The organism is Variovorax sp. P1_G12 (assembly GCF_056405555.1).
In genome coordinates this window covers 60057-86046 of sequence record NZ_JBFUBW010000006.1, presented here as the reverse complement: position 1 = coordinate 86046, position 25990 = coordinate 60057, and the positions used below count along the sequence as shown (strand labels likewise).

General features: G+C 67.7%; 21 protein-coding genes. 12 read left to right on the top strand and 9 right to left on the bottom strand.

From position 1 onward, the window contains the following. The first annotated feature begins 67 nt into the window (after positions 1–67). Positions 68–376 carry a hypothetical protein gene (locus AC1D2O_RS08745; RefSeq protein WP_478088767.1) on the top strand — a complete coding sequence of 103 codons (309 nt, stop codon included), beginning with the start codon at positions 68–70 and terminating at the stop codon, positions 374–376. A 51-nt stretch (positions 377–427) separates the two neighbouring features. Further along, positions 428–967 (top strand): peptide deformylase, encoded by a 540-nt coding sequence (gene def / locus AC1D2O_RS08740; protein WP_478088764.1) that lies wholly within the window; start codon positions 428–430, stop codon positions 965–967. 144 nt (positions 968–1111) lie between these two features. Here the strand turns inward: def and AC1D2O_RS08735 are convergent, their stop codons facing one another. After that, entirely contained in the window at positions 1112–1516 is a 405-nt protein-coding gene (locus AC1D2O_RS08735) for a DoxX family protein (RefSeq protein WP_478088761.1), read from the bottom strand. Between the two features lie 154 nt (positions 1517–1670). On the opposite strand from AC1D2O_RS08735, the gene AC1D2O_RS08730 reads away from it, so the two are divergent. From AC1D2O_RS08730 to AC1D2O_RS08720, 3 genes are all read left to right on the top strand, one after another. After that, positions 1671–2702: an amino acid ABC transporter substrate-binding protein gene (locus AC1D2O_RS08730; RefSeq protein ID WP_478088759.1), complete on the top strand. Its 1032-nt coding sequence runs from the start codon at positions 1671–1673 to the stop codon at positions 2700–2702. Beyond that, on the top strand, positions 2699–3706 hold the full coding sequence (locus AC1D2O_RS08725; protein WP_478156733.1) for an amino acid ABC transporter permease: 1008 nt from the start codon (positions 2699–2701) through the stop codon (positions 3704–3706). Before AC1D2O_RS08730 ends, AC1D2O_RS08725 begins: the two co-directional genes overlap by 4 nt. Positions 3707–3832: 126 nt before the next feature. After that, positions 3833–4885, top strand: a complete 1053-nt coding sequence (locus AC1D2O_RS08720) for an amino acid ABC transporter permease (protein ID WP_478156731.1) — start codon at positions 3833–3835, stop codon at positions 4883–4885. Between the two features lie 9 nt (positions 4886–4894). On the opposite strand, the gene AC1D2O_RS08715 is transcribed toward AC1D2O_RS08720, so the two are convergent. Both AC1D2O_RS08715 and map read right to left on the bottom strand, forming a co-directional pair. Further along, positions 4895–7483, bottom strand: a complete 2589-nt coding sequence (locus AC1D2O_RS08715; protein WP_478088753.1) for a [protein-PII] uridylyltransferase — start codon at positions 7481–7483, stop codon at positions 4895–4897. A gap of 26 nt (positions 7484–7509) precedes the next feature. Next, on the bottom strand, positions 7510–8334 hold the full coding sequence (gene map, locus AC1D2O_RS08710) for a type I methionyl aminopeptidase (RefSeq protein WP_478088751.1): 825 nt from the start codon (positions 8332–8334) through the stop codon (positions 7510–7512). Positions 8335–8414: 80 nt separating this feature from the next. On the opposite strand from map, the gene purL reads away from it, so the two are divergent. From purL to AC1D2O_RS08680, 6 genes are all read left to right on the top strand, one after another. Further along, positions 8415–12500, top strand: a complete 4086-nt coding sequence (gene purL, locus AC1D2O_RS08705) for a phosphoribosylformylglycinamidine synthase (protein ID WP_478156729.1) — start codon at positions 8415–8417, stop codon at positions 12498–12500. 420 nt (positions 12501–12920) lie between these two features. Then, on the top strand, positions 12921–13451 hold the full coding sequence (locus AC1D2O_RS08700) for a fimbrial protein (RefSeq protein WP_478088747.1): 531 nt from the start codon (positions 12921–12923) through the stop codon (positions 13449–13451). Between the two features lie 59 nt (positions 13452–13510). Beyond that, positions 13511–14251 (top strand): fimbrial biogenesis chaperone, encoded by a 741-nt coding sequence (locus tag AC1D2O_RS08695; RefSeq protein ID WP_478088745.1) that lies wholly within the window; start codon positions 13511–13513, stop codon positions 14249–14251. A 115-nt stretch (positions 14252–14366) separates the two neighbouring features. Further along, positions 14367–16919 (top strand): fimbria/pilus outer membrane usher protein, encoded by a 2553-nt coding sequence (locus AC1D2O_RS08690; RefSeq protein ID WP_478156728.1) that lies wholly within the window; start codon positions 14367–14369, stop codon positions 16917–16919. 28 nt (positions 16920–16947) lie between these two features. Next, positions 16948–18339 (top strand): fimbrial protein, encoded by a 1392-nt coding sequence (locus AC1D2O_RS08685; RefSeq protein ID WP_478094686.1) that lies wholly within the window; start codon positions 16948–16950, stop codon positions 18337–18339. A 14-nt stretch (positions 18340–18353) separates the two neighbouring features. Beyond that, complete coding sequence (locus tag AC1D2O_RS08680; protein WP_478156726.1) at positions 18354–19151, top strand: fimbrial biogenesis chaperone; 798 nt, start codon at positions 18354–18356, stop codon at positions 19149–19151. Between the two features lie 170 nt (positions 19152–19321). Here AC1D2O_RS08680 and AC1D2O_RS08675 read toward each other — a convergent pair whose 3' ends face one another. From AC1D2O_RS08675 to AC1D2O_RS08650, 6 genes are all read right to left on the bottom strand, one after another. After that, positions 19322–20107 (bottom strand): foldase protein PrsA, encoded by a 786-nt coding sequence (locus AC1D2O_RS08675; protein WP_478091181.1) that lies wholly within the window; start codon positions 20105–20107, stop codon positions 19322–19324. A gap of 54 nt (positions 20108–20161) precedes the next feature. Continuing rightward, on the bottom strand, positions 20162–20425 hold the full coding sequence (locus AC1D2O_RS08670) for a BolA family protein (protein WP_478156724.1): 264 nt from the start codon (positions 20423–20425) through the stop codon (positions 20162–20164). After that, positions 20422–20961 (bottom strand): septation protein A, encoded by a 540-nt coding sequence (locus AC1D2O_RS08665; RefSeq protein WP_478091179.1) that lies wholly within the window; start codon positions 20959–20961, stop codon positions 20422–20424. The genes AC1D2O_RS08670 and AC1D2O_RS08665 overlap by 4 nt, the downstream gene beginning before the upstream one ends. 8 nt (positions 20962–20969) lie before the next feature. Further along, complete coding sequence (gene msrB / locus AC1D2O_RS08660; RefSeq protein ID WP_478091178.1) at positions 20970–21389, bottom strand: peptide-methionine (R)-S-oxide reductase MsrB; 420 nt, start codon at positions 21387–21389, stop codon at positions 20970–20972. Further along, on the bottom strand, positions 21386–22867 hold the full coding sequence (locus AC1D2O_RS08655) for a protein adenylyltransferase SelO (RefSeq protein ID WP_478091177.1): 1482 nt from the start codon (positions 22865–22867) through the stop codon (positions 21386–21388). Before AC1D2O_RS08655 ends, msrB begins: the two co-directional genes overlap by 4 nt. 70 nt (positions 22868–22937) lie before the next feature. Next, positions 22938–23936, bottom strand: coding sequence for an AraC family transcriptional regulator (locus AC1D2O_RS08650; protein WP_478156819.1), 999 nt, complete (start codon positions 23934–23936; stop codon positions 22938–22940). A gap of 233 nt (positions 23937–24169) precedes the next feature. On the opposite strand from AC1D2O_RS08650, the gene AC1D2O_RS08645 reads away from it, so the two are divergent. Further along, positions 24170–25972 carry a carboxylesterase/lipase family protein gene (locus tag AC1D2O_RS08645; RefSeq protein WP_478091176.1) on the top strand — a complete coding sequence of 601 codons (1803 nt, stop codon included), beginning with the start codon at positions 24170–24172 and terminating at the stop codon, positions 25970–25972. The last annotated feature ends 18 nt before the right edge of the window (positions 25973–25990 follow it).

Genomic DNA, 25990 nt, shown 5'->3' with positions numbered 1-25990 from the left:
CCGGCGCGTGCCGGCCGTTGAACGGACAGGATGACCTCAGGAGGTCCGGATGAAGCGAATTCGTTCCGTGTTAGCCGCCGTCGCGCTCGGTGGCGCCGCCTTGCTGGGCGGCTGCGTGGCGCCGGGGCCGTACTACGCGGCGTCTTACCCTTACTACGGCGAGGCGAGCCCTGTCGTCGTGTCGCCGTCGCTCTATGTCAACGGCTACTACGGATGGGGCGGTTACGGTTACTACGGCTGGCCGGGGTACTACCGCGGCTACTACGGGCGCCCGGCGTACTACGGCGGCTACTATGGCCGTTCCGGCTTCTACGGACGGCCCGGCTACTATGGTGGGCGCCCGGGCTACTACGGACGGGGCCGGGGCCCCGGCTAGCGGAGGCTGGAGATCGCGCTGTGCGAGCGCGGTCACCACGATAATCCCGAGATGGCCATCCGCGAAATCCTCAAGATGGGCGATCCCCGGCTGCTGCGCATCGCGCAGCCGGTGGCCGCCTTCGACACCGACGAACTCCACCTGCTGGTGCGCGACATGTTCGAGACCATGCACGCAGTCGACGGCGCGGGCCTCGCGGCGCCGCAGATCGGGGTCGACCTGCAGCTCGTGATCTTCGGCACCGACACCGTCAATCCGCGCTACCCCGATGCCCCCATCGTGCCGCGCACCGTGCTCCTCAACCCGGTCGTCACCCCGATCGGCGAGGAGGAAGAAGAGGGCTGGGAAGGCTGTCTCTCGGTGCCGGGCCTGCGCGGCGTGGTGCCGCGCTTCGCCAGCATCCGCTACACCGGCTTCGACCCCTACGGCGACCCGATCGACCGCACCGTGAGCGGCTTCCACGCCCGCGTGGTACAGCACGAGGTCGACCACCTGCTGGGCAAGCTCTATCCGATGCGGGTGCGCGACTTCTCGCGCTTCGGCTTCACGGAGGTCCTGTTTCCAGGCCTCGATGCGGGCGCGGACGACTGATCAAACTCGCCCCCAGGTTGGGCTCATTTCGTGTAGCCCGCCCACCCCCTACCGGGGGCAACACCAGCGGCCCGGCAAAGCCGGTTCCGCGGTGTTTCAACAACGGGCCTGGCTGCGCCGGCCGGCATTTTTGGAGAACTGCGGTCAGTTGAGCTTGCCGCTGCTGCCGCCGAGGCTGAAGCGACCGGCACCCAGGAAGGCGACCGCCAGTGCGCTGAACAGGAAGATTCCTTGCAGCTCCAGCGCCCAGCCGCCGGTCTTGCCGATCACCCCCAGGTCCTTGAGGTGAACGAGCCAGATCGCGACCAGCATGTTGATGACCGTGATCCAGGCAGCCGGACGCGTGTAGACGCCGACGATCAGCAGCACCGGCGCGACGATCTCTCCGATGAAGACGAGGTAGGCCAGGGCGCTCGGCAGGCCGTGCGATTCGAGGGTGCCGGCAATGAAGCCGACACCCGAACTGAGCTTGGAGATGCCGTGCAGCAGGATCAGGATGCCAAGCGCCAATCGCAGGATGAGCTTGCCGGTGTCGTCGGAACGGATCATGAGAAGACCTTTCTGTTGTGAAAAACAGGCGCGATTGTGGTCGATAAGAACGACTTTTCGCTGAATATGCTTGGCTTGTCGCGTTCTTTGGCAGACCCCGGCCTCGCCCCGTAAACTGCCCGCTGCCGCATTTCGAACAAAAGAGGTTTCCCCAATGATCCAACGCATTCGTCCGGCGCTTGCTTGTGCTGCCGCTGTCATGACCCTTGTCGCCGCACCGGCCTTCGCCGGCAAGACGCTCGACGCCGTCAAGCAGCGCGGCACCGTCAAGTGCGGCGTGACCAACGGTGTCGCCGGCTTCTCGGCGCCCGACACCCAGGGCAACTGGTCGGGCCTCGACGTCGACACCTGCCGTGCCATTGCGGCCGCGGTGCTCGGCGACGGCAAGAAGGTGGAGTTCGTGCCGCTCAATTCGCAGCAGCGCTTCTCGGCACTGCAGGCCGGCGAGATCGACATCCTGGCGCGCAACACCACCTGGACGATGACCCGCGACGCCTCGCTCGGCTTCCACTTCACGACCATCACCTACTACGACGGCCAGGGCTTCCTGGTGCCGAAGAAGATCAAGGTCACCAGCGCCAAGCAGCTCAAGAACGCCACCATCTGCACCCAGTCGGGCACCACCAACGAGAAGAACGTCGCCGACTGGTTCAAGGCCCAGGGCATTCCGGTCAAGACGGTCGTGTTCGAGAGCTTCGAGGCCTCGTTCAAGGCCTTCTTCGCCGGCCGCTGCCAGGCCTTCACGACCGACACCTCGGCGCTCGCGGGCCTGCGCAACAAGGAAGCGCCGAACCCCGACGACTACGTGATCCTGCCCGAGCTGATCTCCAAGGAGCCGCTGGCGCCGCTGGTGCGCCGCGGCGACGACGAATGGTTCGCGATCGCCAAGTGGGTGCCCAACGCACTGATCGAGGCCGAGGAGTCCGGCATCACGCAAGCCAACATCGACGAACTCAAGGCGAGCAGCAAGGACCCGGCGCAGCAGCGCCTGGTCGGCAGCGGCGACGACCTCGGCAAGCTGCTGGGCCTCGACAAGGACTGGTCCTACCGGGCCATCAAGGCGGTGGGCAACTACGGCGAGGTCTTCGAGCGCAATGTCGGCCCGAAGTCGGTGCTCAAGCTGCCGCGCGGCTCCAACAACCTGTGGAACAAGGGCGGGCTGATGTACGGATTGCCGGTGCGATGAGCAGTGCACGGCCGCCCGAGCGGCGCCGTGCCGTCTGGTTCGCCTGGGCCCTGCAGGCCCTGCTGATCGCGGCGATCGCGCTCGGCGTCTTCTGGCTGGTCCAGCATGCGCTGGAGGTGCTGCGCAGCCGCGGCGTGCATTCGGGCTTCGATTTCCTGCTGCAGCCGGCGGGCTTCGAGATCTCCGAAGGCTGGCTCGATTTCGATGCCGGCCAGCCCTTCTGGCGTGCTTTCCTGGCCGGGCTGATCAACACCGTGCGGGCCGCCATTCCGGCCGCGGTCATGGCGGTCGCGCTCGGCACGCTGCTCGGCATCGGCCGGCTCGCACCGCACGTGCTGGTGCGCGGCCTGTGCGGCGTCTACGTGGAGACGATCCGCAACGTGCCGCTGCTGGTGCAGCTGCTGATGCTCTATTTCGCGCTCACGCAACTGTTGCCCGATTCGACCGAACCGCTCGAATTGCTGCCCGATGTCTGGCTCAGCAAGGGAGGGCTCTCGCTGCCCTGGCCGGTGCGGGAGGAGGGCGCATTCTGGCCCAGCCACCTCGAATGGCCCGAGCGCGGCAGCTTCAACGTCAGCGGCGGCGCGGCATTGAGCCCGGAATACCTCGCGGTGGTGATCGCGCTCGCGCTCTATACCGCTGCCTTCGTCGCCGAGATCGTGCGCGCCGGCATCGTCTCCGTGTCGCAGGGCCAGAAGCTGGCGGCCCAGGCGCTCGGTCTTTCGCCATGGCAGCAGCTGCGCATCGTGGTGCTGCCGCAGGCGCTGCGCGTGATCGTCCCGGCGCTCACCAACCAGCTGCTGAGCCTGACCAAGAACTCCTCGCTGGCGGTGGCGGTGGGCTATCCGGAGCTGGTGTCGATCGCCAACACCTCGCTGAACTCGACCGGCCGCGCCTTCGAGTGCATTGCCGTGATCATGGCGGTGTACCTTGGGCTCTCGCTCGTGATCTCGTGGGCCATGAACCGCTACAACGCGCGCGTCGCGCTGAGGGGCTGGCGATGAGCGCCGCGCCGGGCCGCCCCAAGCAAGCTCGCACCGCAGTGCGAAGCACGGAGGTTGCCTGATGAGCGCCGCGCCGGGCCGCCCCAAGCAAGCTCGCACCGCAGTGCGAAGCACGGAGGTTGCCTGATGAGCGGGGCGACGCGGCCGCCGACCGAGTGGCGCAAGGAGCTGTGGGGGTCGCCGCTGCGCGCGTCCTTCACCCTGGGGCTGTCACTGCTGTTCGTCTGGGCAGGTTTCCACGCCCTGGACTGGGCCGTCCTGCATGCCGTGTTTCATCCGGATGCGCAGGCCTGCCGCGCCGTGCGGCACGGCGCCTGCTGGGGCGTGATCGCCGAGAAGTGGCGGCCCATCCTGTTCGGCCGCTACCCCTACGAGGACCAGTGGCGGCCCGCGGTCGCGGTCACGCTGCTGTCGCTGACCACGCTGTTGAGCGCCTGGCCGCGCAGCTGGCGCTGGTGGCTGCTGCCGCTGTGGGTCGTGTCGCTGGGCGCGTTCGTGCTCCTGATGCGCGGTGGCGTCTTCGGGCTCGAGGGCGTGCCGACCCATCGCTGGGGCGGCCTGCCGCTGACCATCGGGCTGGCGGTGGTCGGGCTCGCGCTGGCCTTCCCGCTGGCGCTGGCGCTGGCGCTCGGCCGGCGTTCGCAGTGGCCGGTGGTGCGTACGCTCTGTGCCACCTACATCGAGCTGGTGCGCGGCGTGCCGCTGATCTCCGTGCTCTTCATGGCCTCCTTCCTGCTGCCGCTGCTGTGGCCCGCCGGCTGGCAGCCCGACGTGCTGGTGCGGGTGCTGGCCGGGCTGTCGCTGTTCGTCGCCGCCTACCTGGCCGAGATCATCCGCGGCGGCCTGCAGGCGGTGCCGCACGGCCAGATCGACGCCGCGATGGCGCTGGGATTCGGCCGCTGGCCGGTGCAGCGCGACATCGTGCTGCCGCAGGCGCTGCGGCTGGTGGTGCCGGCGCTGACCAACAGCGTGGTCGGGACCTTGAAGGACACCTCGCTGGTCACCGTGGTCGGGCTGTTCGAGCTGACCGGCGCGCTCGGCCTGGCGCTGGGCGGCGACCCGACCTGGCGGCCGTTCTACCTCGAGGGCTATCTCTTCATCGCGCTGGTGTACTGGCTGCTGTGCTTCGGGCTGGCGCGCTACAGCGCCTGGCTGGAGCGACGGTTGAGCGCGGGCTAGGCTGGCGATTCAGGCCGCCAGGGCTTCCAGCAGTTCGGTCTCGATCGCCAGCTGCGCTCGCTGCCCCTGCAGCTCGGGCCCGCTGATCAGGAAGGTGTCTTCGATGCGCTCGCCGAGCGTCGTGACCTTGGCCAGCTGCAGGTTCAGGTGGTGGCGCGCCAGCACCCGCGCGATCGAATAGAGCAGGCCCGTCCGGTCGCTGGCCGAAATGCTGAGCAGCCAGCGCTGCGCCTTTTCGTCGGGCAGGAGGCTGATGCGCGGCTTGATCGGGAAGCTGCGCACCCGGCGCGACACCCGGCCCTTGCTCGGCGGCGGCAGCGGGCCGGCCTCGCTGAGCGTCTTGGCCAGGCCGGTCTCGACCATGTTGATCAGGTCGCGGTAGTGCTCGGGGATGAAGGTGGTCACGACCTGGAAGGTATCGAGCGCGAAGCCGTTGCTCGCGGTGTGCACCTTGGCGTCCAGGATGCTGAAGGACGACTGGTCGAAGTAGCCGCAGATGCGCACGAACAGGTCGGGCTGGTCGGGCGTGTAGACCACCACCTGCAACCCTTCGCCGACCGGCGACAGCCGGACGCGCACGATCGGCAGCGCGCGCGGATCGAGCGGCACGCCCGCGTGCGGCACATGGCGGGAGAGCTGCTTGGCATGCCAGGCGATCTCCGAGGCGTCGTGGCGCATGAAGTAGCCGACGTCGAGCGTCTCCCACAGGGACTTGTGGGATTCGAAAGGCTCGGCATGCAGCGCGAGCTGCACCAGCGCCTCGCGCTTGCGCGCCTCGATTTCGGCGCCGGGATCGGGCATGCGGCCGCCCAGGGCGCGCAGGGTCAGGCGATAGAGGTCCTCGAGCAGCTTGCCCTTCCAGGCGTTCCAGACCCGCGGCGAAGTGCCGCGGATGTCGGCGATCGTGAGCAGGTACAGCGCTGTCAGGTAGCGTTCGTTGCCCACGCGCCTGGCGAAGGCGCCGATCACCTCGGGGTCGCTCAGGTCCTGCTTCTGCGCGACCTGGCTCATGACCAGATGCCCCGCGACCAGGAACTCGATCAGCTTGGCATCCTCGCGCGGGATCTCGTGCTGGCGGCAGAAGCGCCGCACGTCGCGCGCGCCCAGCGTCGAATGGTCGCCGCCGCGGCCCTTGGCGATGTCGTGGAACAGCGCCGCGATATAGAGGATCCAGGGCTTGTCCCAGCCGGCCGCGAGCTGCGAGCAGAACGGGTATTCGTGGGCATGCTCGGCGATGAAGAAACGCCGCACGTTGCGCAGCACCATCAGGATGTGCTGGTCGACCGTGTAGACGTGGAACAGGTCGTGCTGCATCTGCCCGACGATGCTGCGGAAGACCCGCAGGTAGCGCCCCAGCACCGAGGTCTGGTTCATGAGCCGCAGCGCATGCGTGATGCCGCGCGGCTCCAGCAGCATGCGCATGAAGGTCGCATGGTTGACCGGGTCGTTGCGGAACTTGCTGTCCATCACGTGGCGCGCGTTGTAGAGCGCGCGCAGGGTGCGTGCCGACAGGCCGTTGACGCCGATGGTCTTCTGGTAGAGCAGGAAGGTCTCGAGGATCGCGTGCGGATCCTTCAGGTAGAGATCGTCGCTCGCGACCTCGATCAGGCCGGCCTTCTCGAAGAAACGCTCGTTGATCGGCGTCGGCTGCTCGGCCTGCGGCTGCAGCTTCTCGGCGACGTTGAGCAGCAGGATCTGGTTGAGCTGCGTGACCGCCTTGGCGGCCCAGTAGTAGCGCCGCATCAGGGCCTCGCTGGCCAAGCGCCGTGACTCGCCGACATAGCCGAACGTGGCGGCCACGGCGGTCTGCAGGTCGAACACCAGGCGGTCCTCGCGACGATTGGCCGTGACGTGCAGGCGCGCGCGGATCAGGCTCAGCAAGGCCTCGTTGCGCTTGATCTGCTGGATCTCGAAGGCCGTTGCGAGGCCATTTTTCGCGAGATCGTCCCAGCGGTTGCCGAAGCCCGCGGCCTTGGTCATCCAGAGGATGATCTGGAGGTCGCGCAGGCCGCCCGGCGATTCCTTGCAGTTCGGTTCGAGCGCGTAGGGCGTGTTGTCGAACTTCTGGTGCCGGTGCCGCATCTCCTGCGACTTGGCGGTGAAGAAGGCCTGCGGGTCGATCGCCGCGAGGAAGTTCTTGCGGAAGGCCGTGTAGAGCTTCTTGTCGCCGATCACCAGCCGCGATTCGAGCAGCGAGGTCTGGACCGTCACGTCCTTGGCGGACTCGGCCAGGCATTCGGAGACCGTGCGCACGCTGGAGCCGATCTCCAGGCCGGCATCCCAGCATCGGCCGATGAAGGCCTCGATGCGCGCCGGCTCGATGTCCGTCCCATGGTCCTCGGGCAGCAGCAGCAGCACGTCGACGTCGGAATACGGAAACAGCTCGCCGCGGCCGAAGCCGCCGACCGCGACCAGGGCCAGCTGGTTGCCGAACCGGGCGTCGTCCCACAGGGCGGTCAGGGTCTCGTCGGCCAGCGCGGCGAGCTGGCGCAGCACGGTGTGGACGCTGCGCGTCGGCGCCCGCGCGCTGCGCAGCTGGTCGAACAGCGCCAGCTTGTGCGTGCGATAGGCATCGCGCAATGATGGAATATCCACCATGGGAGCCTCGAGCAGGCGGCGTCCCCTCAAGCGGGGGCGTCGACGAAGGCCGGTGTCGGCGGGCTGCCGGCGGAGAGCGTCAGCACCTCGTAGCCGGTCTCGGTGACCAGCACCGTGTGCTCCCACTGCGCCGACAGCGAGTGGTCGCGCGTGACGATGGTCCAGCCGTCGTACTGGCCGCCCTTGGCGTCTTCCTTGATCTCGCGCTTGCCGGCGTTGATCATCGGCTCGATCGTGAAGGTCATGCCGGGCTTGAGCTCCTCGAGCGTGCCGGGCCGGCCGTAGTGGAGCACCTGCGGCTCTTCGTGGAAGCCGCGGCCGATGCCGTGGCCGCAGAACTCGCGCACCACCGAGAAACCGTTGCTCTCGGCGAAGCGCTGGATCGCGAAACCGATGTCGCCCAGGTGGACGCCGGGCCTGACCTTGACGATGCCGTGCCACATGGCGTCATAGGTGAAGGCGCACAGGCGCTTGGCCGCGATCGAGGCGTCGCCGACCACGAACATCCGGCTGGTGTCGCCGTGCCAGCCGTCCTTGATGACCGTGATGTCGCAATTGATGATGTCGCCCTTCTTGAGCGGCTTGTCGTTCGGGATGCCGTGGCAGACCACGTGGTTGACCGAGGTGCAGATCGACTTGGGGTAGGGCGTGCTGCTGGCGCCCATGTAGTTCAGCGGCGCGGGGATGGCACCCTGGACCTGCGTGATGTAGTCGTGGGCCAGCTTGTCGATCTGGTTGGTGGTCACGCCGGGAAGGATGTGGGGGGTCAGGTAATCCAGCACCTCGGAGGCGAGACGGCACGCCACGCGCATGCCGGCAACGCCTTCGGCGTCTTTGTAGGTAATGCTCATGGCCGGAATTATCCCATTGAGGCCGCTAAAATTCAGGGTTAGCGCGGATGGCCCCAGTCAGCGGCCTCCGCCTCATTCTCATGAATCCCAACGCGGCCCCTGCGGCCGACCCGAACGTGACGCTGCCCGTGAACCCGCCTTCCCATCGTGCTGTCCATGCCGCCCCCGTGGTGAGCTTCTTCGAGGGCGGCAGCGCCCTCAGCGATTTCCGGGCCCGGCAGCTTCTGCCCCGGCTGCAGGCGGTCGACCCCCGCATCGAGGGCCTGAGCGCCCGCTTCGTGCATCTGGTGGTCACCGACCACGCCCTCGACACGGCCGAGCAGGAGCGTTACGCGGCGCTGCTGGGCTACGGCGAGCCATTCACCGCACCGGCCAAGTCCGGGCCGACGGTGATCGTCACGCCGCGGCTGGGCACCGTCTCGCCCTGGGCCTCCAAGGCCACCGACATCGCCCACAACTGCGGCCTGGCGCTGCGCCGGGTCGAGCGCGTGACCGAATACCACCTGGTGCTCAAGGCGCCCTTGCTGGACAAGGCCCTGGGCAAGGCCCCCACCTTGGAAGGCGACAAGCTGGCCGCGGTGGCCGAGCTGCTGCACGACCGCATGACCGAATCGGTGCTGGCCCGGATCGACCAGGCGGCCGACCTGTTTGCCGAACTGCCGCCGCAGCCAATGGCCCAGGTGGACGTGCTGGGCGGCGGGCGCTCCGCGCTGGTCGATGCCAACAAGAGCTTCGGCCTGGCCCTGGCCGAGGACGAGATCGACTACCTGGTCGAGGCCTTCATCCGGCTCGGGCGCAACCCGAGCGATGTCGAGCTCATGATGTTCGCGCAGGCCAACAGCGAGCACTGCCGCCACAAGATCTTCAACGCCGACTTCGTGATCGACGGCGTGGCGCAGCCGCAGAGCCTGTTCTCCATGATCCGGAACACCGAGCGCCAGAACCCGCAGCACACGGTGATCGCCTATGCCGACAACGCCTCGGTGATGGAGGGCACGCAGATCGAGCGCTTCGTGGCGGCTTCCGAATCGGGGAGCTACCGGAAGCAGGATGCGCTGAGCCACGTGCTCATGAAGGTCGAGACCCACAACCATCCGACCGCGATCTCCCCGTTTCCGGGCGCCTCGACCGGCGCCGGCGGCGAGATCCGCGACGAGGGCGCCACCGGCCGCGGCTCCAAGCCCAAGGCCGGCCTGACCGGCTTCACGGTCTCGACGCTGTGGCCCGCCGACGGCAGCTACGGCAAGCCCGGCCATATCGCGAGCCCGCTGCAGATCATGACCGAGGGCCCGCTGGGCGGCGCCGCCTTCAACAACGAGTTCGGCCGGCCCAACCTGCTGGGCTACTTCCGCGAATACGAACAGGCGGTCGAAAGCGACCAGGGCACGGTGCAGCGCGGCTACCACAAGCCGATCATGATCGCCGGCGGCCTCGGCAGCATCGATGCCGGCCAGACGAAGAAGATCCGCTTTCCGGCCGGCGCGCTGCTGATCCAGCTCGGCGGACCGGGCATGCGCATCGGCATGGGCGGCAGCGCCGCGAGCTCGATGGCGACCGGCGCCAACGCGGCCGAGCTCGACTTCGACTCGGTCCAGCGCGGCAACCCCGAGATCGAGCGCCGGGCGCAGGAAGTCATCAACCACTGCTGGCAGCAGGGCGATGCCAATCCGATCCTGGCGATCCACGACGTCGGTGCCGGCGGCCTGAGCAACGCCTTCCCCGAGCTCACGAACGACGCCGGCCGCGGCGCGCGCTTCGACCTGCGGGCGGTGCCGCTCGAGGAGTCGGGCATGGCGCCGAAGGAGATCTGGTGCAACGAGAGCCAGGAGCGTTATGTGCTGGCGATCGCGCCGGAGTCGCTCGCGCAGTTCCAGGCCTTCTGCGAGCGCGAGCGCTGCCCGTTCTCCGTCGTCGGCGTGGCGACCGAAGAGCGCCAGTTGCTGGTGGCCGATGAAGACGTCGAGGCGCAGCCGGTCGACATGCCGATGGACGTGCTGCTGGGCAAGCCGCCCAAGATGCTGCGCGACGTCAAGACCGTGGCCCGCCGCTTCAAGCCGCTGGACCTCAACGGCGTCGACCTGCAGAAGGCCGCGATCGAGGTGCTCTCGCACCCGACCGTGGCGTCCAAGCGCTTCCTGATCACGATCGGCGACCGCACCGTGGGGGGCTTGAGCCACCGCGACCAGATGGTCGGCCCCTGGCAGGTGCCGGTGGCCGACTGCGCCGTCACGCTGGCCGACTACAAGGGCTTCGCGGGCGAGGCGATGAGCATGGGCGAGCGCACGCCGCTGGCCGCGATCGACGCGCCGGCCTCGGGCCGCATGGCCGTGGGCGAGGCCATCACCAACCTTCTGGCGGCGCCGATCGAGCTGTCGCGCGTCAAGCTGTCGGCCAACTGGATGGCCGCCTGCGGCGAACCCGGCGAGGATGCGGCGCTGTACGAGACCGTGAAGGCCGTGGGGCTTGAACTGTGCCCGGCGCTGGGCATTTCGATCCCGGTCGGCAAGGATTCCCTGTCGATGCGCACCCAGTGGCAGGACGAGGGCGTGCCGAAGAAGGTGACGTCGCCCGTGAGCCTGATCGTGACCGCCTTCGCCACGCTGGCCGACGTGCGCGGCACCCTGACGCCGCAGCTCGACGCCGAAGAGCCCGACAGCACGCTGGTGCTGGTCGACCTCGGCCGCGGCAAGCTGCGCATGGCCGGCAGCATCCTGGCGCAGACGCTGGGGCAGAGCGGCGACACGGTGCCCGACCTCGACGACCCGCAGGACCTGGTTCGACTGGTCGCTGCGGTGAACGCCCTGCGCGCCGAAGGCAGGATCCTCGCGCTGCACGACCGCAGCGACGGCGGCCTGTTCGCCGCCGCCTGCGAGATGGCCTTTGCCGGCCACGTGGGCGTCGCGCTCAACGTCGACCTGCTGGTCACCGAAGGCGACGGCATCAGCGACAGCCGCGCCGAATACGGCGACGCCAAGAACTGGGCCGGCCAGGTCAGCGCCCGGCGCGAGGAACTTACGCTCAAGGCGCTCTTCAACGAAGAGCTGGGCCTTCTGCTGCAGGTGCGCACCGCCGAGCGCAACGAGGTCATGCAGACCTTGCGCGCGCATGGCCTGAGCGCCCACAGCCATTTCGTCGGCAAGACCCGTCCGGCCAGCTCGACCGTCGACGCCGGGAAGGGCAAGGTCGAAATCTGGCGCGACGCCAAGGCCGTCTTCAGCGCCCAACTCGCCGACCTGCACCAGGTCTGGGATTCGGTCAGCTGGAAGATCTGCCGCGAGCGCGACAACCCCGATTGCGCCGATGCCGAACATGCGGCGGCCGGCGACCGCCAAGACCCGGGCGCCCACGTGCTGCTGGCGCCCGGCGTAACCGACGACGTCGCCGCGCCGTTCCTGAACCTCGCCCGGCCCAGGGTCGCGATCCTGCGCGAGCAGGGCGTCAACTCGCATGTCGAGATGGCCTACGCCTTCACCGAGGCCGGCTTCGAGGCCTTCGACGTCCACATGACCGACCTGCAGACCGGCAGGGCGGATCTGGCCGACTTCAAGGGCGTGGTCGCCTGCGGCGGCTTCAGCTACGGCGACACGCTGGGCGCCGGCATCGGCTGGGCCCGCAGCATCACCTTCAATCCGAGGCTGGCCGAGCAGTTCAAGGGCTTCTTCGGCCGCGCCGACACCTTCGGCCTGGGCGTCTGCAACGGCTGCCAGATGTTCGCCGAGCTGGCCGACATCATCCCGGGCGCCGAAGCCTGGCCGCGCTTCACGACCAACCAGAGCGAGCGTTTCGAGGCCCGCCTGTCGATGGTCGAGGTGCTTGAATCTCCCAGCCTGTTCTTCGCCGGCATGGCCGGCAGCCGGCTGCCGATCGCGGTGGCGCACGGCGAGGGCTACGCCAACTTCAAGCATCGCGGCGACCCGGCCCGCGCGATCGCCGCGATGCGCTTCGTCGACAACCACGGCCAGGCGACCGAGCGCTATCCGTTCAATCCGAACGGCAGCGCCGGCGGCCTGACGTCGGTGACCACCGCCGATGGCCGTTTCACGGCGCTGATGCCGCACCCTGAGCGGGTGTTCCGCAACATCCAGATGAGCTGGACCTCGGGCGATGCGAGCGAGCTCAGCCCATGGATGCGGATCTGGCGCAACGCGCGCAAGTGGGTGGGCTGAGTCCCTCGCTGCGCGTCTGCTCCCGCGGCGCGGGAGTCCCGGTAGACCGATAGCCAGCCCCGCGGCCCGCGGGTCGGCGTGCGCGCCTTCAACCCCAAGCAACCGTTTTTTCGTCGGACCGCGAGGTCCGGCGTGTTCAGCCGCGCCTGCAGGCTCGCGCGGGTGATTGGCTGCGCCTGTTCTTGGCGGAGTTTCAGAACTTTCTCATTTTAATTGATTTGAATTCTTATTAATATAAACCTGTTTTCAAATTGATCAATGCAATTAACAAAGCGCTGCGATTCGAGTTGAAATTGAGAAAAGTCTGCAATTCAACGATTGTTCGGAATGCGTGGATTTTTCCCTGGTAATAAATTGATGGCAATTCGACAATAGAGTCATCAAAGAAATCAACCAATTTACATTGACAAGGTATTAAGCATGAACAAGTCCATCCTTTTCGTCGCCCTCGCAGCAGTTCCCTTTTTCTCGTTCGCGCAAAGCGCCAATACGATCACTTTCCGTGGCGAAGTCGCCGCGCAGACCTGCTCGGTCGCGGTGAATGGCAACGCCAGCAGCCCGGTCGTGCTGCTGCCCACGGTCAGCAAAACGGACTTGGCGCAAAGCGGCGCGACGGCCGGCCTGACCGAATTCACGGTTTCGGTCAGCGGCTGTGAAGCCAGCGCGACGCCGACGGCTGTCAACACGGTGTTCCTGCCCAACAGCGTCACCGCCGGCGGCAACATCGCCAATACCGGGACCGCCACCAAGGTGAGCCTGCAATTGCTGGATCCGAAGACGCCCGCGACGGGGTTCCCCCTGGCCGGCGGCTATGCAGCACCGGGCCTGGAAGTGGCCACCAACGGCACGTCCGCATCGCACAACTTCGCGGTGCGTTACATCTCGGAAGCCGGCGGTGCCACCGCGGGTTCGGTGGTCGGCGCCGTCCAGTATTCGGTTGCCTACCCGTAAATAACCCTGGCATGATTGTGGTCTCAGTCAGCGCATGACTGGCCAACGAGGAGGAATCGATGTTGAAGAGCGTGCGGTGTCTGTGGTTGTTCCTGGCCGTTCTCGGCTGTGCGATTCCCTCGCTCGCGAGCGTCGTCATGACCGGCACCCGGGTGATCTACCCGGGTGGCGCCAAGGAGCGCAGCATCCAGTTCACCAACCAGGACGATGCGCCCAGCGTGGTCCAGATCTGGATCGACAGCGGCAATGCCGACTCGACGCCCGAGACCGCGGATGCACCTTTCGTGGTCACGCCGCCGGTCTTTCGCATCGAGCCCAAGTCCGGACAGACCGCCCGCCTCATCTTCACCGGCAAGGATTTGCCGCAGGACCGCGAATCGGTCTTCTTCATCAACACGGTGCAGATTCCGGCAATGAATGCGGCCGACGCGGAGCGCAACAAGATGCTGTTGCTGCTGCGCAACCGGGTCAAGCTTTTTTATCGTCCGACCGGAATTGCCGGAGACCCCGAACGCGCCACCGACAAGCTGCGCTTCAGCGTGGAGCGCGATGGCGCGGAATGGAAGATCACCGCCACCAATGACTCGGCCTTTCATCTCTCGCTGACCGACGCGAGGATCACCGGGGCGGGAGAGGACATCGTCCTCGCACCCGACATGATTGCGCCGAAGGCCACCTTCGACTGGCGCATCAAGAGCAACGCCAACCTGGCATCGGCGGGTCGCAGCATCAGTTTCAAATCTGTCAACGACTACGGCGGCGAAAACAAAGGCGAGCTGCCTTTGGCCGCTCGTCGATAGACTTCAAAAAAGAAAGAAATGAGGGTTTCGATCGGTGGATGCTGCAAGGCAAGCGCAAGCGTGTTTCTTCGAAGGCCGGGTGCGACGTGTGCACAGGCCGACAAAGCTCTCCGCAGTGGTCATCGGCATTGCTCTTTTCTCGGCCCGCCTGCAGGCCGCTCCGGCCGATGAGGCGCCGACCTATCAATTCGACAGCGGATTCCTGATGGGGTCCTCGCTCGGGGCCGGTGGTCTCGAGCGCTTCAACAAGGCCAGCGCCATCGATCCGGGCGTCTACCAGGTCGACGTTTTCGTCAATGGCGCCTTTCGCAGCCGGAAGGCCGTCGAGTTCCGCGCCGTCGGCAAGGAGGTCGTTCCCTGCCTGGAAACCTCGTTCCTGGTCGGCGCTGGCGTGCTCGCCAGCAACATTTCGTCCGCCGGTGTCGAGCCGGGTGCTGCCCAGGACGCTTCCGGTGCCGTCTGTCTGCCGCTCGGCCAGCGCATCGCCGGCGCGCGCGCGGCCTTCGACCTGCCGCGCCTGCGGCTGGACCTGTCGATCCCGCAAGCGCTGATGAAGCGTGCGGTGCGTGGCGCGGTCGACAAGGCCGACCTCGACCCGGGCGTCCCCGTGGGCTTCCTCAATTACGACACCAATTACTTTCGCGCCAGCAATGCCGGCAGTACCAGTGAATCCACGTACCTCGGCATGAATTTCGGTGCCAACGCGGGGATGTGGCGCTTCCGCCAGCAGTCGAGCTACAACTACCAGAACGGGCCGGGCTATGGCGGGGGCCACTGGAACTCGATCCGGGCCTACGCGCAGCGCGCCTTGCCTTCGCTCGACAGCGAACTCACCATCGGCCAGAGCTATACCAGCGGCACGCTGTTCAGCTCGGTCGGCTTCGAAGGTGCCCAGGTGGCCACCGACGAGCGCATGCTGCCGGATTCCCAGCGCGGCTTCGCGCCGGTGGTACGCGGCATCGCCTCGACCAACGCGCGGGTGGTGGTGCGCCAGGGCAACAACGAGATCTACCAGACCACCGTCGCGCCCGGGCCCTTCGTCATCGACGACCTGTACCCGACCAGCTTCCAGGGCGACCTGCAGGTCATCGTCACGGAGGCCGATGGCCGCGTGTCGAGCTTCAGGGTCCCGTTTTCCGCCGTGCCCGATTCGATGCGCCCGGGCGCGTCGCGCTATGCTGCCACGGTGGGGCGCGTGCGCAACGTCGCCGACAGCCGGGCCGCCTTCGGCGAACTGACCTATCAGCGCGGTCTCACCAATTCGCTGACCGCGAACGCAGGCGTCCGCGCGGCCGGTGACTACCAGGCGCTGCTGGCCGGTGCCGTGATGGGAACGCCGATCGGCGCGCTCGGCGCCAATGCGACCTACTCGATCGCCAAGGACCCGGCCGGCGGGAGCAACCTGACCGGCTGGCGCGCGGAGCTGACCTACAGCCAGTCCTTCCAGCCCACGGGCACCAACTTCGCTCTCGCGGGCTACCGCTACTCGACCGACGGATTCCGCGAGATGGCCGATGCGCTCGGTTCCCTCAGCGCGCATGACAGCGGACAGGTCTGGCGCTCGAGCACCTTCCAGCTGCGCAGCCAGATCGTCGCCAACGTCAGCCAGAGCCTCGGCAACTACGGCCAGCTGTTCCTCACGGCGGGCGTCAGCGACTACCACGGCGTCGACAAGGACCGCGACACGCAGTTCCAGTTCAGCTACAACAACACCTACCGTTCCGTCAGCTATGGCGTGAGCATCGGGCGACAGCGCACCGGCGCGCTGTTCGGCCTGGGCTCGCAGCCGCTGGGCGGCCCGGCCCAGGCGGCCACGATGGCCAACATCGTGATGTTCACGGTCTCCATACCGTTGGGCACGGGGCCGCGGGCGGCCTCGGCGTCGGCCTCGGTGGCGCGGCGCAGCGACGGCGGCACCAGCTACCAGACCTCGGTGGCCGGCATGGCGGACGAAGCGCAGACACTCAGCTACGGCGTGAGCGCCGGCCACGAGACGCTGGATGGCGTCACCAACGTGAGCGGCAACCTGCAGAAGCGGTTGCCGGTCGCGACCGTCGGCGCCAGTGTTTCGCAAGGCCAGGGCTTCTGGCAGGCGGGGGCCAGCGCCCGTGGGGCGGCGGTCGCGCATGCGGGCGGCCTGACCTTCGGGCCCTACGTGAGCGACACCTTCGGCCTGGTCGAGGCGCAGGGCGCGAGCGGCGCGGGGGTGCGCAACGGGCTGGGCGCGCGGGTGGACGGCGCCGGCTTCGCGATCGTTCCTTCGCTGTCGCCGTACCGCTACAACGACGTGGCGCTCGATTCGCAGGGCATTAACCGCAATGCCGAGCTGGACGGCAGCCAGCAGCGGGTGGCGCCCTCAGCCGGGGCCGTGGTCCGATTGAAGTTCACGACCCGGACCGGCTACGCCCTGCTGGTGCGGGCCGCCAAGGACGACGGCAAGCCGCTCCCGCTGGGTGCTGCCGTGTATGGCAGCGACGGCGCCAGCATCGGCATGGTGGGGCAGGGCGGCCAGGTTTACGCGCGGGCGGCCGATCGCGAGGGGCGCCTGTTCGTTCAATGGGGCGAAGCGGCGGCCGAGCGCTGCGAAATTCCTTACCGGATCAGCGAACAGGGCACCGAGGAGGTGCTGTACCGGTTCAACGCCGTCTGCCGGCCGGTCGGCCCTTGATCGCAAACCTGCGCGTACCCCGAACATGATGTCGTTCCGAAGACTCTTCTCCATCCGCCGCAGCGCCCGGTCATTGCCGGCCGGGGCGCTGCTCGCCGCCGTCCTGGCAAGCCTGCCGGCGTCGGCCTGGGCCACCTGCACCAAGATCAGCTATGCGCCGGCGACCAGCTATCCGTCGAACTCGATCTACTACGTGGATCCGGCCCACGGCACGCACAACGTCTGGACCGGTTCGCTGGACACCTCGGGCGCCAGCGGCCTGCCGGGGGTTGTCAACATCAACAGCAGCACCTTCCAGCCCAACGGCACGCTGATCGCCAGCGGCAGCGCCAGCATTCTCAACCTGGGCAATGAGGCTTACACGCCCGATCAGGTGCTGTTTCGCTGCGACGCGGTCGACGAAGGCAGCCTCTTCGAGTACTACGCGACCAACGGGGACAACGCCTTCGGCGGCCAGTACGAAGACGGCGCTGCCTTCGGCCTGCCGGGTGCCTACAGGACCTACTTCAACGGCATGGTGATTCGCGTCACCCACGCCGCGAGCGGCAATTACTTCAGCCGCTATTGGCAGGCGAGGCAACTCACGGGCCTGGACCGGGACGGTCAGGGCAAGATCCTGGTTAAGGTCAAGAACTTCAGCGACGTGCGCGTGGAACTCTTTCGCGTCAGCAACGAGGCCACGGCGGGCGGCACCAACGCCTCGGGCAACTACGGCTACTCGCAGCCCGCGGCCTACACCGCCTTCAAGGGCGGCGGCCGTTCTGCCGGCCTGAGCGTCGGGCAGGACTCGCTGTCCTACTACTCCGGCTGGTATGGCGAATGGCCGGGCGCGGTCAATCTCTACAACCGGATCACCGTGCGGCGCTCCGCCACCTGCTCGGTGACCCACGTGACGCCGAACGTCCAGTTCCCGGTGATCAGCATCGCCGAGCTCCACAGTGGCGCCAACCGGCAACTCCCGGTCGACATCGCGTTCCAGTGCCAGACTGGCGCGCCCGCGAACACCGGGCTCACCGCCTTCGCGAGCGGGACGGAGGCCGGGCGCACCGCGATGGGTGTGCTGGTGCCGGCAGCCAACTACCAGAGCGCCGTCGCCCAGGGCCTGACGACCGGTGGCAGCGGTGTCACTTTCCTGCTGTCCGACGACTACGGCCAGCCCGGGGTGGCCGGTGGGGTCGGCGTCGCGCTCACGCAGGCCGACGGCGCGCCCCTCAACTTCCTCGGCAATGACCAGGTGACCGGAGGCGGCGGCGCCGCGGGCTGGTACCCGGTGCTGCAGGGGGCCAGCAGCACGGGGGTGTCGGGCGGCGTCACCTCCTACACCAAGCGCCTGAACGCGACCCTGAAGCAAATCCCTGGCCGCAGCGTGACGCCGGGCCGGCTCAACGCGCGCGCCCAGGTCGTGATTCGCATCCAATAGGGAGTTTGTTTCTCATGACGGTCCGCAGCGCCAAGTTGTTCTCTCCCCGAGGTCGCGCGAGAGCGTTCGCCGACGCCGGCCTTCTGGTGTCGGTCCTTGTGCTGGCCGCGGCCCAGGCGATGGCTGGCGTGATGGCCGAGTCGACCCGCGTGATCTTCCCGCCCGATTCGAGGGAGCAATCGCTGCAGCTCGTCAACCTCAACACCTACCCGGTGGTGGTCGAGGCCTGGGTGGACGATGGGGAGCTGAACTCGGCGCCCGAGAACTCCACCGCGCCGGTCATTCCGCTGCCGCCGATTTTCCGCATGAACGCCGGCGACCAGCTGAGCCTGCGGCTGCTCCACACGGGGGCGCCGCTGGCCAAGGATCGCGAGTCGCTGTTCTGGCTCAACCTCTACGAGATCCCGCCCAGGCCGCTCGATCTGCCGCCCGACAGCGCGACCCTGACCGTGGCGGTCCGCACCCAGATGAAGGTCTTCCTGCGGCCCCAAGGCTTGCCGATGGCGGCTGGCGAGGTGGCCGACAAGCTCGTGCTGTCGCTTCAGGCCGAGCCCGGTCGACCCGCGCTCAAGATCGACAACCCGACGCCCTACTACGCATCGATCGCCGCGGTCCAGTATGCGAACGCGCCGGCGGCCGAACAGGTGGAGGCGTTGATGGTGGCCCCCTTCGGCAGCCTCGACGTGGACCTCAAGCCGCCGGCCCACGCGCAGGCAGACGCGGAGATCGCCTTCACGCTGATCGACGACGAGGGCAACGCCATCGTGCAGACGCGGTCGATCAAGTCGGCGCGGCGCCCGAACGCACCCTGAAAAAGCGACCCGTGCGGCGTCGCTTTTTGGTCCGACGCCAGGCGCAACCAAGGGCGTTCTCTTCCGCCGGTTCGAAGCCTCAGTCGTAGGGCAGGCGTTGCTGCGATCAAAAAGAAAGCGGCCCGCGGGCCGCTTTCTTGTCTGCTGGCGAGGCGTCTCGCCTGGCTCGATCACTCGACCTTGGCCTTCGCCCGCAGGTCGTCCTGGTACTTCTGCAGGCGCTGCTGTTGCAGCTGCTGCGTGATCTGCGGCTTGACTTCTTCGACTTTCGGCAGCTGTGCCTGGCGGATGTCGTCGACCCGGATGATGTGGTAGCCGAACTGCGACTTGACCGGCGCGGCCGTGGTCTCGCCCTTCTTGAGCTTGATCATCGCTTCCGAGAACTCGGGCACGAAGCTCGCGGGCGCTGCCCAGTCGAGGTCGCCGCCGTTGGCGCCCGAACCCGGGTCCTTGCTCTGCTTCTTCGCGATGTCCTCGAACTTGGCGCCCTTCTTGAGGTCGGCCAGGATCTTGTTGGCCTGGTCCTCGGTCTCGACCAGGATGTGGCGGGCCTTGAATTCCTTGCCGCTGTTGGCGGCAACGAACTTGTCGTACTCGGCCTGGACGTCGGCGTCGGTCACCGCGTTGGTCTTGCGGTAGTTGTCGAACAGCTGGCGGATCAGGATCGCCTGGCGGGCGAGTTCGAGCTGGTTCTTGTAGTCGTCGGTGGCGTCGAGGCCCTGCTTTTGCGCCTCCTGCATGAAGATCTCGCGCGCGATCACTTCCTCGCGCAACTGGCCCTGCATCTCGGGCGTCACCGGCCGGCCGGCCGCGGCCAGCTGCTGGGCCAGCACGTCCATGCGCGCCTTGGGCACGGCCTTGCCATTCACGATGGCGGCGTTCTGCGCCAGGGCGGCGAACGGAATGGCGCCGACCAGGGTGGCGACCGCGACGGCCTTCAGGATGTTTGTCTTCATAGGGGGAGGGGTGTGGTTCGCCGCACGACCGTGCGGGGGAGGTGATTCGACGCCTTAAAGCGTCTCGATGGCAAGCGCGTGGAGGCCCTGTGCGATGAAAAGTTGCAGCGCATCATACACAAGCCGATGGCGCGCCACGCGGGGCTTGCCGGCGAACAGCGGCGAGGCGATGCGGACCCGGAAATGGGTGCCGTAGCCCTCGGCGCCGGCGCCCGCATGGCCGGCATGGGCGGCGCTCTCGTCGATGACTTCGAGTTCGGTCGGCTGCAGCACCTCGCGCAGCCGCAGCTCCAGGTCCCGGGCGGTAGGAAGGCTCATGCTGCAGGCTTGTCCGACTTGAGATGGGGCGAGATGTAGAGCCCCTGAGCGATCAGGAACACGATCGGGAAGACGTAGCCCCAGAGCTTGAAGTTGACCCAGGCCTCGGTCGTGAAGTAGGCCGCGACGTAGCCGTTGAGGACCGCCATGAAAAGGCAGTAGCCGATCCAGGCGACATTGAGCCGGCCCCAGACCGGGGTCGGCAACTCCAGCTGCGCACCCAGCAGCATCTTGAGGAAGTTCTTCTTGAAGCCCCACAGCGCGACCGCGAGCGCGATCGCCATGGCGCCATAGAGCACGGTCGGCTTCCACTTGATGAAGCGGTCGTCGTGCAGCACCAGCGTCAGCGAGCCGAACAGCAGGATCAGCACCAGCGTGGCCTTCTGCATCGGCAGCAGGCGGCGCTCCATGAACCAGGTGATCGCCATCTGCAGTGCGGTCGCGGCCATCAGCACGCCGGTGGCCGTGTAGATGTCGTAGAACTTGAAGGCGCCGAAGAACAGCAGGATCGGGAAGAAGTCGAGAAAGAGTTTCATGGTCGGGTTCAGTCGGTCTCGCGCTTGTGGAAATCCAGCGAGGCCGAGTTCATGCAGTAGCGCAATCCGGTTTCGGTCGGGCCGTCGGGGAACACGTGGCCCAGATGGGCGCCGCAATTGGCGCAGACGTTCTCGGTGCGCACCATGCCGTGCGTGCGGTCGACGATGTTGCGGATCGCGCCGGGCACCGCTTCCTGGGAGAAGCTGGGCCAGCCGCAGCCGGCATCGAACTTGGTGGCGGATTCGAACAGCTTGGCGCCACAGCAGATGCAATGGTAGCTGCCGTCTTCCCAGTGGGCCTCGTACTTGCCGGTGAAGGGGCGCTCGGTGGCGGCATGCCGGGTGACCTCGAAGGCCCCGCGCTCGGCGCCCTTCTCGGCCAGCAGGGCTTTCCATTCGGCATCGGTTTTCTGGACGGGAGAAGTCATGATGAACAGCTGATTTCGATCGTGGAGGCCCAGTCGGGCGGGAAGCCGGCAAAGTCGTCGTGGCCGGCGTGGTCTGCAAATGGGGCTTCGAGCAGTCTCAGCAAGGTGGCGACGCCGTCGAAGTCCTTCTGCTGGGCCGCTTCGATCGCCTGCTGGGCCAGGTGGTTCCGCAACACGAACTTGGGATTGCTCCCGAGCATCCGGCCGGCAGCCTCGGCGGCCGGCGTTGCCGCACGCCGCCCGGCGTACGCCTGCAGCCAGGCGTCGAAGCCCGCGCGGTCGATGAACAGGTCGCGCACCGGCTCGGGATTGTCGCCTGCCACGGCGTCGGACAGCCGGCGCCAGAAGATCGTGTAGTCGACCTTCTCCTGCGCCAGCAGCTGGAGCACGCCCTCGATCAGCGCCCGGTCGCCGTCGGCGGCCTCGGCGAGACCGAGCTTGCTCCGCATGCGAGCTTCGAAGGCGTTCGGGAACACGGTCTTGTACGACTCCAGCGCCGCGACCGCGACCTCCTGGTCGCCGATCAGCGGCAGCAGCGCCTGCGCCAGGCAGAACAGGTTCCAGTAGGCGACGTTGGGCTGCTGGTTGAAGGCGTAGCGGCCGGCCGTGTCGCTGTGGTTGCAGACGTGGCGCGGATCGAAGCCGTCGAGGAACTGGAACGGCCCGTAGTCGATCGTGAGGCCGAGGATGCTCATGTTGTCGGTGTTCATCACGCCATGGCAGAAGCCGATGGCCTGCCATTGTGCGAGCAGGACGGCGGTGCGCTCGCTGACCGCCTCGAGCAGCGCGGCATAGGCGTTGCCGTTGAAGCGCGATGTCGTGCGGCAGGCCGGGTAGTAGCGGTCGATGACGTAGTCGGCCAGGGCGCGCAGTTCGTCGTCGCGCTGGTTGGCCGCGAAATGCTCGAAATGGCCGAAGCGGATGAAGCTGGGCGCGACCCGCGTCACGACCGCGGCGGTTTCGAGCTCCTCGCGCCGCACCCGGGCATCGGAGCCGGTCACGCACAGGGCCCGCGTGGTCGGGATGCCCAGCCCGTGCATCGCCTCGCTGCAGAGGAACTCGCGAATGCTGGAGCGCAGCACGGCGCGGCCGTCGCCCATTCGGGAGTAGGGCGTCAGGCCGGAACCCTTGAGCTGCACTTCCTGCCCATCCGCGGTTTCTCCGAGCAGGATGGCGCGGCCGTCGCCGAGCTGGCCGGCCCAGACGCCGAACTGGTGGCCGCTGTAGACGCTGGCCAGCGGGCGGCTGCCGGCGATTGGCAGATTGCCGGTAAAGGCGGCCAGTCCTTCGTCGGAATGCAGCCACGAGGCGTCCAGGCCGAGCTCGCGCGCCAGGTGCTCGCTGCGGCCGACCCAATAGGGATCGGGCAAAGGGCGGGGCTGGAGTTCGGTGTAGAAGGCGGGGCCCAGCGCCGAAAAGCCCGGGGCCCAGCGCAGACCCAGGTCGACCAGGTCCGCTTCGTCTGCAAGCATGCTCATGGGGGGCATTGTCCCGCAGCGGGCGAGACCCCGGGCCGCAGGGGCCATCCCGATGCCTGGCAGGCGGAACTCAGAGTCCGGCCGGCACCGTCGTCCCCGGCACCTCGCCGCTCTCCCACAACTGCGCCCGGTACTGCGCCGGCGGCAGTCCGAACCAGCGCTTGCAGGCGCGAAAGAAGTTGCTGCTGTCGACGAAGCCGAGCAGGTCGGCGACATCGGTGAGGGTGTGGCGCCGGTCGGCCAGGTACTTCTGCGCCAGTTCGCGGCGGGTGTGGTCGAGCAGGGCCTGGTAGGAGCTCGACTCGGCCTGCAGGCGGCGCTGCAAAGTGCGCTCCGCGACGCCGAGGCCGGTCGCCACATCCTGGCGGCGCGGCTCGCCGCCGGGGAGCCGGCGAATGATCTCGGTGCAGACCCGGCGGCTCATGGTGCTGTCGGCCAGCTGGGTCAGTTGCTCGTCGAGCAGGCGCTCGTGCAAGGCCGCCAGCGCCGGATGCTGCGTGGGGATCGGCGCGCGCATGTCGGCGCCGGCCAGCAGCAGCCGGTTGGACTCGGCGCCGAAGCGCAGCGGGGCGCCGAAAGCCGCGCGATGCGGCGCGTCGCTGGGCGGCGGCGCGAAGACGAATTCGGCCGCCAGCGGCCGCAGTTCGCGCCGCGTGAGCCAGCCGCACAGCATCAGCATGGTCAGCATTCCGTACTCGACGCGCTGGCGCGGCACCGGCTGGCGGTTGCCGACATGGCCGATCACCAGCCAGTGGCCGCGGGCATCGGCCTCGAGCTCGAAGGTGGCGGCGTCCGAGATCACCGCCAGGTAGCGCGCCAGGCGCTCGAGGCCGGCCAGCAGGTTCGGGCTGCAGGTCAACGCGTGGCCCAGCGTGTCGAAGTTGCCATGGCGCGCGGCGAGTTCGCGCGCCAGTCCGAGCGTCGACTTGCCGGAGCGGGTCACGGCCAGCCGCCAGAGCTGGCTGATCTCGTCGGCCGGGAAGCGGGCTTCGGGCCGATCGATCCTGGCAGCGTCGAAGCCGCTGTCGCGCAGCAGGGCCGGCACGTCCAGACCCTCGGCCGCGAACATGTCGAGCACGCCGCGCAGCCAGGAGCCCGAGCTGGTGCGCGTCGGGGCGACCGGCGGGGCAGGGTGCAGGAAATCGGGCGTTTGCGTTTCTGAAGTCACTGGTTTGGCGCGCTTGCGATAGCAGGCATGGAAGGGGTCGTTCCTAGAATTTTCCAGGGCTGCGAAGAACCAGCGAAGTATCGAGGCCAGCCCTGGCAGAAGGCATTCCGAATAACCCGATGAGGAGACAAGACATGAGCATGACAGCCCGGAAATGGGGCGCGGGAATGGTGCTACTGTGCGCCATGATCACCGCCTGCGGCGGATCATCCGATCCCTCTTTCCCTCTGACGCCGCCCGCGGCCGCCAATGGCAATCCCCCGGCCACACCGCCCGTGGCGGCCGTGCCGCAGACGCCGGCGCAGGATCCGCCGACGCTGCGCCAGACCGCCCAGGGCAAGGTCGGCGGCGTCGACGACAGTGCCCGCTCGGGCACCTGGTGGTGGAAGGGCCTGCCGTTCGCCCAGCCGCCGATCGGCGCGCTGCGCTGGCGCGCCCCGGCCGAGCCCGAAGCCTGGACCGACGTGCGGCCGGCCAAGCAATTCGGCAATCCCTGCCTGCAGATCGGCCGCATCTACGGCCCGGGCGCCAACAACACCTATGACGCCACGATCGCCGCCACGCTGAACACGCCGGTGGGCAACGAGGACTGCCTGACGCTCAACATCTGGCGTCCGTCCACGACCGACGAGAAGCTGCCTGTGATGCTGTTCATCCACGGCGGCAGCAACATCTCGGGCTTTACCGCCGACCCGGTCTATGACGGCGCGAACCTGGCGAAGAAGGCCAACGCGGTGGTCGTCACGGCCAATTACCGCCTGGGCGTGCTCGGCTTCCTGAATGTGCCGCAACTGCACGTCGGCGGCAGCGAGGGCGACGACTCCGGCAACTTCGCGCTGCTCGACAACCTGGCGGCGCTGCGCTACATCCAGAAGAACATCGCGGGCTTCGGCGGCGATGCAGGCAATGTCACGGTGATGGGACAGTCGGCCGGCGCGATCAATTTGCTGGCCCTGATGGCTTCGCCGATGGCCAAGGGCCTGTTCCACAAGGCGATGCCGCTGTCGGGCGGCATCTCGCTGGCGAGCAACCTGCCGGCCGGCAGCCTGCCGACGCTGAACCCGGCCTCGGCCTACCTGGCGCAGGGCAACGGCCTGCTGCGGAACCTGCTGGTGGCGGACGGCAAGGCGGCCGACCTGGCGGGCGCGGCGACCTACGCCGCCGGCCTGAGCAACGCGCAGGTGGCCGACTACCTGCGCGGCAAGGACGGCAAGACCATTCTCGCCACGGTGCTGGCCAAGGGCCTGACGGGCTCCGGCCCGATTCCCGACGGCGCGGTGCTGCCGGTCGATCCGATCGCGGCGATCGCGGCCGGCCAGTACCTGAAGGTGCCGACGGTGACGGGTATGACGCGCGACGAGGGCAAGCTGTTCACGCCGTTCCTGCCACTCGTCGGCGGCCCCAAGGTCGGTTTCAAGATCGACGATGCGACGCGCTTCACGATGATGCAGAACTTCAATCCGGACGCGGCCCCCACGCTGACCTCCGCCGACATCATCGATCCGGTCTACCTGCCGGTGACGACGGCGGTCTCGGGCTACGACGCCATGACCGCGCGGATCACCAATGCCTTCATGGTGCCGAGCCGCAACAACCTGCTCGACACGATGAAGACCCAGCAGTCGAACGTCTGGCACTACCAGTTCGACTGGGCGCAGCAGCCGGCGCCGTGGAACGAGGTCTATGGCGCCGCGCATGCCTTCGACCTGGGCTTCGTGTTCGGCAACTTCGGCCCGTCGCTGTTCTCGAACGCGACCAACAGCGCGGCCAATCGGCCGGGCCGGGTGGCGTTGTCGGACGCCATGATGTCGAGCATCGCCGCCTTCATGCGCAACGGCGATCCGAACACCGGCGCGCTGGGCACCACCTGGGCGCCCTGGCCGTCGAAGCTGAAGTTCGACGCCACGCAGACTGCATTGCAGATCACGACGCAGTGAGTCGACGCCTGACGCGGT

Excerpts from the sequence above, each read along its gene's own strand:
- def (WP_478088764.1), top strand. The coding sequence starts at position 428 with ATGGCCATCCGCGAAATCCTCAAGATGGGCGATCCCCGGCTGCTGCGC.
- AC1D2O_RS08735 (WP_478088761.1), bottom strand. The coding sequence starts at position 1,516 with ATGATCCGTTCCGACGACACCGGCAAGCTCATCCTGCGATTGGCGCTT.
- AC1D2O_RS08730 (WP_478088759.1), top strand. The coding sequence starts at position 1,671 with ATGATCCAACGCATTCGTCCGGCGCTTGCTTGTGCTGCCGCTGTCATG.
- AC1D2O_RS08725 (WP_478156733.1), top strand. The coding sequence starts at position 2,699 with ATGAGCAGTGCACGGCCGCCCGAGCGGCGCCGTGCCGTCTGGTTCGCC.
- AC1D2O_RS08720 (WP_478156731.1), top strand. The coding sequence starts at position 3,833 with ATGAGCGGGGCGACGCGGCCGCCGACCGAGTGGCGCAAGGAGCTGTGG.
- AC1D2O_RS08715 (WP_478088753.1), bottom strand. The coding sequence starts at position 7,483 with ATGGTGGATATTCCATCATTGCGCGATGCCTATCGCACGCACAAGCTG.
- map (WP_478088751.1), bottom strand. The coding sequence starts at position 8,334 with ATGAGCATTACCTACAAAGACGCCGAAGGCGTTGCCGGCATGCGCGTG.
- purL (WP_478156729.1), top strand. The coding sequence starts at position 8,415 with ATGAATCCCAACGCGGCCCCTGCGGCCGACCCGAACGTGACGCTGCCC.
- AC1D2O_RS08700 (WP_478088747.1), top strand. The coding sequence starts at position 12,921 with ATGAACAAGTCCATCCTTTTCGTCGCCCTCGCAGCAGTTCCCTTTTTC.
- AC1D2O_RS08695 (WP_478088745.1), top strand. The coding sequence starts at position 13,511 with ATGTTGAAGAGCGTGCGGTGTCTGTGGTTGTTCCTGGCCGTTCTCGGC.
- AC1D2O_RS08685 (WP_478094686.1), top strand. The coding sequence starts at position 16,948 with ATGTCGTTCCGAAGACTCTTCTCCATCCGCCGCAGCGCCCGGTCATTG.
- AC1D2O_RS08680 (WP_478156726.1), top strand. The coding sequence starts at position 18,354 with ATGACGGTCCGCAGCGCCAAGTTGTTCTCTCCCCGAGGTCGCGCGAGA.
- AC1D2O_RS08675 (WP_478091181.1), bottom strand. The coding sequence starts at position 20,107 with ATGAAGACAAACATCCTGAAGGCCGTCGCGGTCGCCACCCTGGTCGGC.
- AC1D2O_RS08670 (WP_478156724.1), bottom strand. The coding sequence starts at position 20,425 with ATGAGCCTTCCTACCGCCCGGGACCTGGAGCTGCGGCTGCGCGAGGTG.
- AC1D2O_RS08665 (WP_478091179.1), bottom strand. The coding sequence starts at position 20,961 with ATGAAACTCTTTCTCGACTTCTTCCCGATCCTGCTGTTCTTCGGCGCC.
- msrB (WP_478091178.1), bottom strand. The coding sequence starts at position 21,389 with ATGACTTCTCCCGTCCAGAAAACCGATGCCGAATGGAAAGCCCTGCTG.
- AC1D2O_RS08655 (WP_478091177.1), bottom strand. The coding sequence starts at position 22,867 with ATGAGCATGCTTGCAGACGAAGCGGACCTGGTCGACCTGGGTCTGCGC.
- AC1D2O_RS08650 (WP_478156819.1), bottom strand. The coding sequence starts at position 23,936 with ATGTTCGCGGCCGAGGGTCTGGACGTGCCGGCCCTGCTGCGCGACAGC.
- AC1D2O_RS08645 (WP_478091176.1), top strand. The coding sequence starts at position 24,170 with ATGAGCATGACAGCCCGGAAATGGGGCGCGGGAATGGTGCTACTGTGC.